Consider the following 10,622-nt stretch of genomic DNA (forward strand, 5'->3'; position numbering starts at 1 on the left):
GGGCGGGAGGGGAACTGGCCGGGGCGGGGCCGGACCGGGCCGGTCCGGGCGGGGCCTGGGGTCGGGCCGGCCGGCCGCGCCGGGCGGCGACGGACCAGGTCGGGTGGCCCGGACCGTTCCGGCGAGTCCCTCAGCGCCTGGACGCCTTGCGGGTCGCCCGCAGCCACTCCCTGTTCATGCTGGTGATGGAGGTCAGCGGGATGCCCTTCGGGCAGGCCGTCGCGCACTCGCCCGCGAGGGTGCAGCCGCCGAAGCCCTCGTCGTCCATGCGGGCCACCATGTCCAGCACCCGGGTCTCGCGCTCGGGCGCGCCCTGCGGCAGGACGTTGAGGTGGTTGATCTTGGCGGAGGTGAACAGCATCGCCGCGCCGTTGGGGCAGGCCGCCACGCAGGCGCCGCAGCCGATGCACTCGGCGTGCTCGAAGGCGTAGTCGGCGTCGGGCTTGGGCACGGGCGTGGCGTGCGCCTCGGGGGCGGAGCCGGTGGGGGCGGTGACGTAGCCCCCGGCCTGGATGATGCGGTCGAAGGCCGAGCGGTCGACGACCAGGTCCTTGACGACCGGGAAGGCCGCCGCCCGCCACGGCTCGATGTCGATCGTGTCGCCGTCCTCGAAGGACCGCATGTGCAGCTGGCAGGTGGTGGTGCGCTCCGGGCCGTGCGCGTCGCCGTTGATCACCAGGCTGCACGCGCCGCAGATGCCCTCGCGGCAGTCGTGGTCGAAGGCGACGGGGTCCTCGCCGGAGAGGACGAGCTGTTCGTTGAGGACGTCCAGCATCTCCAGGAAGGACATGTCGGGCGAGATGCCGTCCACCTCGTAGGTGGACATGGCGCCGTCGGCGTCGGCGTTCTTCTGCCGCCAGACGCGCAGGGTGAGCCTCATGCGTAGCTCCGCTGGGTGGGATGGACGTACTCGAAGACCAGGTCTTCCCTGTGCAGGACGGGAGCCTCGCCGGTGCCGGTGAACTCCCAGGCGGCCGCGTAGGCGAACTCGTCGTCCTTGCGGGCCGCTTCGCCGTCGGGGGTCTGGGACTCCTCGCGGAAGTGGCCGCCGCAGGACTCGGTGCGGTGCAGCGCGTCGAGGCACATCAGCTCGGCGAGCTCCAGGTAGTCGACGACGCGGTTGGCCTTCTCGAGGGACTGGTTGAGCTCCTCGCCGGTGCCGGGCACCTTGACGCGCCGCCAGAACTCCTCGCGGATCCGTGGGATGCGCTCCAGCGCCTTGCGCAGGCCGGCCTCGCTGCGGGCCATGCCGCACAGCTCCCACATCAGTTCGCCGACCTCGCGGTGGAAGGAGTCCGGAGTGCGGTCGCCGTCGACGGACAGGAGCAGGTTGAGCCGGTCCTCGGTCTCGGCGACGGCCTCCTGCACGGCCGGGTGCTCCTCGCCCACCGGGTCCAGGTGCGGGTTGCGGGCGAGGTAGTCGTTGACGGTGGCCGGCAGCACGAAGTAGCCGTCGGCCAGGCCCTGCATCAGCGCGGACGCGCCGAGGCGGTTGGCGCCGTGGTCGGAGAAGTTGGCCTCGCCGACCGCGAACAGGCCGGGGACGGTGGTCTGCAGGTCGTAGTCGACCCACAGGCCGCCCATCGTGTAGTGCACGGCGGGATAGATCCGCATCGGCACCTCGTACGGGTTCTCCGCGGTGATCCGCTCGTACATGTCGAAGAGGTTGCCGTACTTCTCCTCGACCTTCCGGCGGCCCATGCGGCGGATCGCGTCGGCGAAGTCCAGGTAGACGCCCTGGCCGCCGGGGCCGACGCCGCGGCCCTCGTCGCAGACGTTCTTGGCGGCGCGCGAGGCGATGTCGCGGGGCACGAGGTTGCCGAAGGAGGGGTAGATGCGCTCCAGGTAGTAGTCGCGCTCGTCCTCGGGGATCTCGTTCGGCGGGCGGTCGTCGCCCTTGGCCTTCGGCACCCAGATCCGCCCGTCGTTGCGCAGCGACTCGCTCATCAGGGTGAGCTTGGACTGGTGGTCGCCGGTGCGCGGGATGCAGGTCGGGTGGATCTGGGTGAAGCAGGGGTTGGCGAAGTAGGCGCCGCGCCGGTGCGCCCGCCAGACGGCGGTCGCGTTGGAGTTCATGGCGTTGGTCGACAGGTAGAAGACGTTGCCGTAGCCGCCCGAGGCGAGCACGACGGCGTCCGCGAAGTAGGTGTCGATCCTTCCGGTGACCAGGTCGCGGGCGACGATGCCGCGGGCCCGGCCGTCGACGACGATCAGGTCGAGCATCTCGGTGCGCGGGTGCATCTCCACGTTGCCCGCGGCGATCTGCCGGGACAGCGCCTGGTAGGCGCCGAGGAGGAGCTGCTGGCCCGTCTGGCCGCGGGCGTAGAAGGTGCGGGAGACCTGGACGCCGCCGAAGGAGCGGGTGTCGAGCAGGCCGCCGTACTCCCGGGCGAAGGGCACGCCCTGCGCCACGCACTGGTCGATGATCTCGACGGAGATCTGGGCCAGGCGGTGGACGTTGGACTCGCGGGCGCGGAAGTCGCCGCCCTTGACGGTGTCGTAGAAGAGGCGGTGGACCGAGTCGCCGTCGTTGCGGTAGTTCTTGGCGGCGTTGATGCCGCCCTGCGCGGCGATCGAGTGGGCCCGGCGGGGGGAGTCCTGGTAGCAGAACTGGACGACGTGGTAGCCCTGTTCGGCGAGGGTGGCGCCCGCGGAGCCGCCGGCGAGACCGGTGCCCACGACGATGACCGTGTGCTTGCGCCGGTTGGCGGGGTTGACCAGCCTGGCCTCGAAGCGGCGCTTGTCCCAGCGCTCGTGGATCGGGCCGGCCGGGGCCTTGGTGTCGGCGACCGGGTCGCCCGTCGTGTAGTCGGCGTAGGTTGTCATGTCAGCTCACCACTCCGGTCATGACGCCCACGGGCACGGCGATGAAACCGGCCGTGAGCAGCAGCGCGAGGACGTTGGCCAGGATCTTCAGGGCGCGGTCGCGGGTGCGGCTGCCCACGCCGAGGGTCTGGGCGGCGCTCCAGAAGCCGTGCCGGATGTGCAGGCCGAGCGCCAGCATGGCGGCGATGTAGATCACGTCGCCGTACCAGGTGGAGAAGGTGTCCACCACGTTCTGGTACGGGTGGCCCGCCTGGAACCCGCCCGCGTGCGCGGTGCCGGTGGTCAGGTCGAGGAGGTGCCAGACGACGAAGAGGCCGAGGACGACGCCGCCCCAGCGCATGGTGCGGGTGGCGTAGCTCGCCCGGGGCCGTGCGTGCACGTACTTGGTCGGGCGCGCCCTGATGTCGCGGCGGCTGAGCTGGTAGGCGGAGACGGCGTGGGCGACGACCGCGGCGACGAGCACGACGCGGATCAGCCAGAGCGTCCACTCGTAGTGCATGAAGGGTTCGCCGACGGTGCGCAGCCAGTGCGCGTAGTGGTTGAACTCGCCGGGCCCGAAGAAGATCTTCAGGTTGCCGATCATGTGGGCGACCAGGTACAGCAGCATGACCAGCCCGCTGAGGGCCATCACGGTCTTCTTGCCGACGGTCGAGTCCCACACGGTGCGCGCCATGGACGGCCGTCGGTCCGTCCGCGTTGCCAGAGCCATGGCCCTGACGCTAGGGCCGAAGGGCCTCATCGGTCCAAGACATGGTCCGGCTCGTTTCGATAGCCGCGGCCTATGATGATGGGATGCAGTTCCAGCAGCTCCAGTACTTCGTGGCGGTCGCCGAGACCCGGCACTTCACCCGGGCCGCGGAGCTGGTCCACGTCGCCCAGCCGTCGCTGTCGCAGCAGATCAAGGCGCTGGAGCGGGAGCTGGGCGCGGACCTGTTCCTGCGGGCGCGCGGCAACATCACCCTGACCGACGCCGGTGAGGCCCTGCTGCCGCTGGCCCGGCGCATCCTCGCCGACGCGGACACGGCCCGGCACGAGGTGCAGGAGCTGGTGCAGCTGCGCGGCGGCCGGGTGCGGCTGGGCGCCACCCCGAGCCTGTGCACGGGCCTGCTGCCGGACGTGCTGCGCGCCTTCCACGACCGCTATCCCGGCATCCGCCTGCTGATCGAGGAGGGCGGCTCGCACGACCTCGTCCGGGAGCTGGCCCGCGGCGCCCTGGACCTCGCCCTGGTCGTCCTGCCGCTGCCGACGCCGTCGCCGGCCCTGACGACGGTGGAGCTGCTGCGCGAGGACCTGGTGGTCGTCTCCTCGCCGGAGGCGCCGAGGCCGGGGCGGGGCCGACGCACGGTCCGCATCGCCGATCTGGAGGGCGAGCGCCTGGTGGTGTTCCGGCACGGCTACGACCTGCGTGAACTGACCGTCGCGGCGTGCCGGGCGGAGGGCTTCGAGCCCGACTTCGCGGTCGAGGGCGGGGAGATGGACGCGGTCCTGGGGTTCGTGCGGGCCGGGCTGGGGGTGGCCGTCGTCCCGCGGATGGTGGCCGCGCGGTCGGGCCGGGGGCTGCGCGTGACACCGCTCGCCCGGCCCGGCCTGCACCGCACGATCGCCCTGGCGCACCGCAGTGACGTCGCCCCGCCGAGGGCCGCGCGGGAGCTGCAGCGGATGCTGCTGGAACGCTGAGCGGCTCAGCCCGCCGCGTCCACCAGGGCCAGCTCGTGCAGGCGCTCCGGCGGGCCGGGCCGGGCGTAGTACCAGCCCTGCGCCGTGTCGCAGCCCAGTATGCGCAGCTGTTCGGCCTGGGCGCCGGTCTCCACGCCCTCGACGGTCACCGCCAGGTCGAGGCTGTGGGCGAGGGAGACGATCCCCTCCACGATCTTGAGGTCGACCGGGTCGGCCGGGAACTGCTGCATGCCCTGGGTGAAGGAACGGTCCAGCTTCAGGACGCTGACCGGCAGGCGCCGCAGGTTGGCCAGGTTGGAGTAGCCGGTGCCGAAGTCGTCGAGGGCGATGTCGACGCCCATCTCGGCCAGCCGGCGCAGCGGCTTGAGCAGGTCGTCGTCGGCGCCGATCAGCGCCGACTCGGTGACCTCCAGGCACAGCGCGTCCGGCGCGACGCCCGCCCGCTCCAGGATGTCGACGGTGTCCTGGACCAGGCCGGGGTGGGTCAGCTGGCACGGGGAGAGGTTGACGTTGATGCGCAGCGGGGCGCCGCCGCGGTCGCCGAACCGTTCCCGCCACTGGTGGGCCTGACGTACCGACTGCTCCATCACCCAGCGGCCCAGCGGGACGATCAGCCCGGTGTGCTCGGCCAGCGGGATGAACCGGTCGGGCCCGAGCACACCGTGCTGCGGGTGCAGCCAGCGCACCAGTGCCTCCGCGCCCCGCACGCTGCCGTCGCCGAGGTGCACCAGCGGCTGGTACTCGATGAAGAACTCGCCCCGGTCCAGCGCCGTCGGCAGGGCCGTGGTCAGCCCGTGCCGGGTGATGGCCCGCGCGTCGGCCTCCGGATCGGCCAGTTCGAAGCGGTTGCCGCCGGCCGACTTGGCCCGGTACATGGTGATGTCGGCGCTGCGCAGCACCTCCGCCGCGCTGCGCTCCCCCACCGGCCCCTCGACGACGCCGATGCTGCCGCGCACGGTCAGCTGCCGGCCCTCGACGCTGACCGGCGAGGACAGCGCGTTCAGGATGCGGGTGGCGAGGTCGTCGACCTCACGCCGGGTGTCGGGGCCGGTGGTCAGCGCGACGAACTCGTCGCCGCCGAGCCGGGCCACCATCTCCCCGGCGGCGGTCGCGCACGACTGCAGCCGGTCGGCGACCTCGACGAGGAGCCGGTCCCCGGCGGCGTGGCCGAGACTGTCGTTGATGGTCTTGAAGCCGTCCAGGTCGAGGTAGCACAGGCCGAAGCGCCGGCCCTCCCCCGCGTTCAGCGCCTTCTCCAGGCGCTCGAAGAACAGGGTGCGGTTGGGCAGCCCGGTCAGCGCGTCGTGCGTGGCCTCGTAGCGCAGCCGGAGGTTGAGCAGCCGCCGCTCGGTGGTGTCCTCCACGAGGGCGAGCTGGTACTGCGGGGCGCCGTCGGCGTCGCGCAGCAGGGAGACGGTGAGGTTGGTCCACAGGACCGTTCCGTCGGGCCGGTAGTAGGCCTTCTCCACGTGGTAGTGCTCGCGCTCGCCGCGCACGAGCTCCTCGTACAGCCGCCAGACCTGCGGCGCGTCGTCGGGGTGGGTCCACTCCCGCACGTTGCGGCCGCGCACGTTGTGCTCGGAGCCGCCGAACATGCGCAGCAACGCGCCGTTGACCTGCAGGACGTTGCCGTCCAGGTCGGCGATCCCGATGCCTATCGCGGCGCCTTCGAACACCGCGCGGAAGCGGGCCTCGCTGGCGTGCAGCGCCTGGGCCACCACGCCCTGGGCGCGCAGCGCGGCCTGGGCGATCGACTCCTGTTCGGCCAGGGTGCGCTCGCGCAGGGCCCGCGCGAACCCGGCGGCCATGGCGTGCTGGAGCCGTGCCGAGCGGGCGCGCAGGTCCTCCTGGGAGCGGCCCTCGCCGCAGTAGAGGACGAGGTAGGCGTCGACGCAGTCCAGGGACCGGCTGAGCGCGTCGGGGGCGGTGCAGTGCGCGTCGACGAGCCCGGCGCCGACCGCCTCGCCCTCCCCGGCCTCGAAGGCCCGGGCGCGCAGCCCCTCGCTCAGCCGCCGGGCGAGCGGCAGCAGCCGCTCCTCCAACTCGACCCGGGTGAGCGAGGTGGAGGTCACCGGGAACACCGCCCGGCTCCAGATGGTCGCGAACCGGCGCAGTCTGTCCTCCGGCCCGTCCGGTTCCGCGGTCACGCCGTACGCCCCACGCCGGCGAAACCGGAGAACGCGTAAGGATCCTCGTCCTCCGGTGCCGTCTCCGGCCGCCAGTGCGGCATCGGCACCAGTCCGGGCTCCACCATGTCGTACCCCTCGAAGAACCGCGCGATCTCCTCGCGCGAGCGCATGATCAGCGGATTGCGGATGTCCCTGTACACGTCGACCGTGCCCTCGCTGCGCTCGGGCGGCAGCGGGATCCCCTCGTACGAGGCGTGCGTGAGCACGAGCAGGCTGCCGGGCGCGAGCGCGTCGCGCAGTTCGGCCACCGCAGCGTACGGGTCGTCCGTGTCCTCCACGAAGTGCAGTATGGCAACGAGAAGCAGCGCCACTGGCCGATTCAGGTCGATCAGCCGCTCCACCCGAGGGCTCGTCAGGATCTCCTGCGGCTTGCGCAGATCGGCCGCGACGACGTCCGCGCCGTCGTTGCCCGCCAGCACCGCCTCGCTGTGCGCGACGGCCACCGGGTCGTGGTCGACGTAGACGACACGCGCGTCCGGACTGATCCGCTGGGCCGTCTCGTGGACCGTGCCGAACGCGGGGATGCCGGAACCGATGTCGAGGAACTGGGTGACGCCCTCGCCCACGGCGTAGCGCACGGCGCGGCGCATGAACGCCCGGTTGGCCTGCATGATCTTGGGCAGGCCCGGCATGAAGTCCATCGCCCGGCGGGCGGCTTCCCGGTCCACCTCGAAGTTGTGCGAACCGCCCAGATAGTAGTCGTAGATGCGAGCGACGCTCGGCACCGAGATGTCGATGCTCCGCGGAGCCCAGGCGGGACGCTCCATCTCTCTCCCCAAGGCGTAGGCGATCCGGTGTTCGAGCAGAGGCTACTGATCGCCCGCCAAAGCGGGTAGCCGAACCGGAAATTGACCATCCGTTCCCGGTCATCACCTGCGGCGCGAGCCGGCCGGCGGCCCGTCACAGGCGGATTGCGGCACGATGACCGCACGGCGAACCGCCCCCTCCGTGCGGTGCGGAGGGGGCGGTCCGGTCCATGCGCGCCGGGTTTCTCGTCCTGCTGGTCCTGCCTGTGGCGGCCCTTTCTTCCGCGTTCCGGCACGAGTGCTGGGGGTGGGGGTGGGGGTGGGGGTGGGGGTGGGTGAGCGGCCCCGGGGAGGTGATCCCTACTTCGCCGGCGCGCCGACCGGCTTGCCGTCGGGCGACACGGCGTACCAGGTGCCGCCGACGCCCTGACCGTTGATGTCTCCGGGCACCTTGTCCCCGGAGAAGGTGTAGATCGGCCAGCAGTCGACGGTCATCTGCTTGACGCCGTCCGGCCGGGTGAAGCTCATCAGGCCCTTCTTCACGACGCCCTTGGTGTCCTCCGCCTTCACGGGGGCCACCGCCGGCCACTTCTCCAGGCAGGCGCCCGTGCAGGCCGACACCGACTTCGGCCACGCCTTGTCCTTCAGGAAGCGGTAGACCGTCATGCCGTTCTTGTCGACGACGATGTCGCCGAGTTCGGTGGTCTTCTTCACCGACAGACCGGGCAGGCTCGCCAGCGAGGCCTTCTTGCCGTCGGGGGCGAGGGCGTACCACTTGCCGCCGACGCCCTGGCCGCTGGTGTCACCGGCCTTGGTGTCCTTCGCGTAACGGTAGGCCGGCCAGCCGTTGACCGTGAGCTGCTTGGTGCCGTCGCTGCGGGTGACCTCGCCGAGCAGGGCCTTGTCGATCCCCGCTCCGGCGGTGGCGTCGTCCGCGGGCACCGGCGGCCAGGCCGTGGCGCAGTCGCCGTCGCAGTTGGACTTGGCGGGCTCGGCCGTGTCCTGGTCGAAGCGGTACAGGGTCATCCCGGCGCCGTCCGTGAGCACCTTGCCCAGTTCCGCGTCGGAGGAGACGCCGAGCCGGCCCGCGGACTTCGAGCCGCCGGCGGCCTGCCCGTCGGCGCCGTAGCCGTTGCCGGCGCCCGCTCCGGTCCCGGTCCCGACACCGGCGTTCCCGAGGCCGGAGTTGCCGTAACCGCCGGCCGCGGCGGTCGCACCCACGTTCTGGCTGCCGGCCGCCTGGCTGCCGTTGTCCTGACCGCACGCCGTCGTCAACGCCAGCACGGCCGCGGCCGCCGCCACGAGTGAGGCGCTCCGCCAGGAGGTCTTCATCGTCAACTCCCCATGATCACAAGGGTGTCGCAGCGCCCTGCTGCGCCGCCGCACGACACTGAGTACGCACGGGAGCGCCGGTTGTGTTCAAGCGCGTCCGGACTTTCTTTCCGGAAGCCGTGAACGGTCCGCCGACCCGCACACCTGTGCGTGGTCCGCGCAGGCCGCCGTCCGGCCGGTCAAACGGCCGGGCGCCACATCCCCCACCTTCGGGGCAAACGTCGGGCATCACGGCGTGCCCGGCCCTGCCCGGGACTCATGATCTTCGTCGTGCATCGACCCGAACCGAACCGATTCGGCCTGGCGGCGCGGCTGTTGGCCCCGCTGACGCTGGTGTGGACCTGCCTGGGCGCGCCGGCCGGACCGGCCGCGGCGGACGCCTGCGCGTACGCCTCCACCGGCCCGGACGGCACGGTGGCGGTGGCGGTGGCCGGCGACGGATTCCAGCTGGAGTTCACCGCGCCGGGGATGCCCCTGCCACCGCCGTGCCCCGGCCCCACGCCGCCTCCGCCGCCCCCGCCCTGCCCCACCCCGACCCCCACCCCGCCGCCTCCGCCGGCCCCGCCTCCTCCCCCTCCGCCCCCGGAGCCCGCTCCCCGGCCCACCCCGCCGGAGCCGACGCCCACCCCGAAGCCGAAGCCCCCGCCGCCCCCGCGGCCGGCTCCGGCCGTTCCGCCGCCCCGGCCGGCCACTCCGCCCCCGCCACCCGTACGCCCGCCCGCGCCGGCTCCGGCCGCGCCGTCCCCGGCGCCCCGCCCACGTCCCTCGGTCTCGCCGGTCGCCTATCCGCGGTACCACCCGCGGCCCCACGGCCGGCCGCCGCACCACGGTCCGTCGCCGCTCACCTATGTCCTGCTCGTCGCGATCCCGGCCCTGGCGGCGGTCGCCGCGCTCCGTCCGCGCTGATCACTGGAGGCACCTGTTGTCGGAATGGCTTGTTCTCACCCTCGCGATGCTGGCCGCCTGTGCCGTGGTGGTCGTCGTCACCCTCGTACGGCACCGGACGGCGGCCGAGGACGAGGACCCGAGCGAAACCCCGGACGTCATCGAGTACATGACGATGTGGATCGGCGTCGTGTACGCCATCGTGCTGGGCCTGGCCATCGCCGGGGTCTGGGAGGCACGCGTCGCCGCCCAGGACCACGTCCAGGCCGAGGCGCAGGCGCTGCACGAGATCTCCGAGCGGGTCCGGGTCTACCCGGCCGGCGTCCGTGACCGCATCCGCTCCGACGTCAACGCCTATGTCGGACACGTCGTCACCACCGAGTGGAAGGCGATGGCCGAGGAGGGTCGGGTCACCGTGCGGGGCGACCGGCTGCTCGACCGGGTCCGCGCGGACGTGACGGACTACCGGCCGGCCTCGGACTTCCAGGCACAGGCCTACCAGCCGCTCGTGGACCAGGTGACCGCGGCGGACCAGGCCCGCGCTGCACGCGCCGACTCGACCGGGGCGACCATGCCGGGCGTGGTGTGGTTCGGGCTGGTCGCGGGGGCCCTCGTCACCATCGGCATGGTCTTCGCGCTCCAGATCAGGCGCACGGCACGGGAACTGATCCTCGCCGGGCTGTTCTCCGCGCTGATCGCCTTCCTGCTCTTCCTGATCTGGGACTTCGACGCGCCCTACAGCCGCGGGGTCTCCGCCTCGGCCGACGCCTTCCTGAGCTTCTTCCCGCGGGCCGGGAGCTGACGGGCGCTCCGTGCCGGTGGGCCGTGGCCGCCCCTTCCCGGGGTCGGGCCGGGACCCTGACGGGCGCTCACCCCGTTATCTTCTTCGCGGTCCTGCAAGAGGGCCGCTGGCCTCCGGGCCCGGCATGACTGTTGCCCCCTGTCGAAGGGATGACCTGGGGGGTGG

Annotated in this window: 8 protein-coding genes; 2 read left to right on the forward strand and 6 right to left on the reverse strand. The window is 72.5% G+C overall.

Annotated elements, in window-relative coordinates; genetic code table 11:
* Positions 1 to 130 precede the first annotated feature (130 nt).
* Genes ABZ920_RS03540 through ABZ920_RS03550 form a run of 3 tightly spaced genes read right to left on the reverse strand, consistent with a single transcriptional unit; the run spans position 131 to position 3,535 of the window.
* Complete coding sequence (locus ABZ920_RS03540; protein WP_361498326.1) at positions 131 to 880, reverse strand: succinate dehydrogenase/fumarate reductase iron-sulfur subunit; 750 nt, start codon at positions 878 to 880, stop codon at positions 131 to 133.
* Positions 877 to 2,826 carry a fumarate reductase/succinate dehydrogenase flavoprotein subunit gene (locus ABZ920_RS03545; RefSeq protein ID WP_361498328.1) on the reverse strand — a complete coding sequence of 650 codons (1,950 nt, stop codon included), beginning with the start codon at positions 2,824 to 2,826 and terminating at the stop codon, positions 877 to 879. The genes ABZ920_RS03540 and ABZ920_RS03545 overlap by 4 nt, the downstream gene beginning before the upstream one ends.
* Position 2,827: 1 nt before the next feature.
* Positions 2,828 to 3,535: a succinate dehydrogenase gene (locus ABZ920_RS03550; RefSeq protein WP_361498330.1), complete on the reverse strand. Its 708-nt coding sequence runs from the start codon at positions 3,533 to 3,535 to the stop codon at positions 2,828 to 2,830.
* Positions 3,536 to 3,618: 83 nt separating this feature from the next.
* On the opposite strand from ABZ920_RS03550, the gene ABZ920_RS03555 reads away from it, so the two are divergent.
* A complete protein-coding gene (locus ABZ920_RS03555; protein ID WP_361498332.1) occupies positions 3,619 to 4,503 on the forward strand; it encodes a LysR substrate-binding domain-containing protein in 885 nt (294 codons plus the stop codon).
* Positions 4,504 to 4,508: 5 nt separating this feature from the next.
* Here ABZ920_RS03555 and ABZ920_RS03560 read toward each other — a convergent pair whose 3' ends face one another.
* From ABZ920_RS03560 to ABZ920_RS03570, 3 genes are all read right to left on the reverse strand, one after another.
* Positions 4,509 to 6,650 carry an EAL domain-containing protein gene (locus tag ABZ920_RS03560; RefSeq protein ID WP_361498334.1) on the reverse strand — a complete coding sequence of 714 codons (2,142 nt, stop codon included), beginning with the start codon at positions 6,648 to 6,650 and terminating at the stop codon, positions 4,509 to 4,511.
* Complete coding sequence (locus ABZ920_RS03565; protein ID WP_361498336.1) at positions 6,647 to 7,459, reverse strand: SAM-dependent methyltransferase; 813 nt, start codon at positions 7,457 to 7,459, stop codon at positions 6,647 to 6,649. Before ABZ920_RS03565 ends, ABZ920_RS03560 begins: the two co-directional genes overlap by 4 nt.
* 339 nt (positions 7,460 to 7,798) lie before the next feature.
* Positions 7,799 to 8,770 carry an SCO0930 family lipoprotein gene (locus ABZ920_RS03570; RefSeq protein ID WP_361498377.1) on the reverse strand — a complete coding sequence of 324 codons (972 nt, stop codon included), beginning with the start codon at positions 8,768 to 8,770 and terminating at the stop codon, positions 7,799 to 7,801.
* Between the two features lie 922 nt (positions 8,771 to 9,692).
* Between ABZ920_RS03570 and ABZ920_RS03575 the strand changes: the two genes are divergently transcribed.
* Entirely contained in the window at positions 9,693 to 10,457 is a 765-nt protein-coding gene (locus tag ABZ920_RS03575) for a DUF4239 domain-containing protein (RefSeq protein ID WP_361498337.1), read from the forward strand.
* The last annotated feature ends 165 nt before the right edge of the window (positions 10,458 to 10,622 follow it).

It is taken from the genome of Streptomyces sp. NPDC046831 (genome assembly GCF_040645305.1).
In the GTDB taxonomy this organism is placed as follows: Bacteria; Actinomycetota; Actinomycetes; order Streptomycetales; family Streptomycetaceae; genus Streptomyces.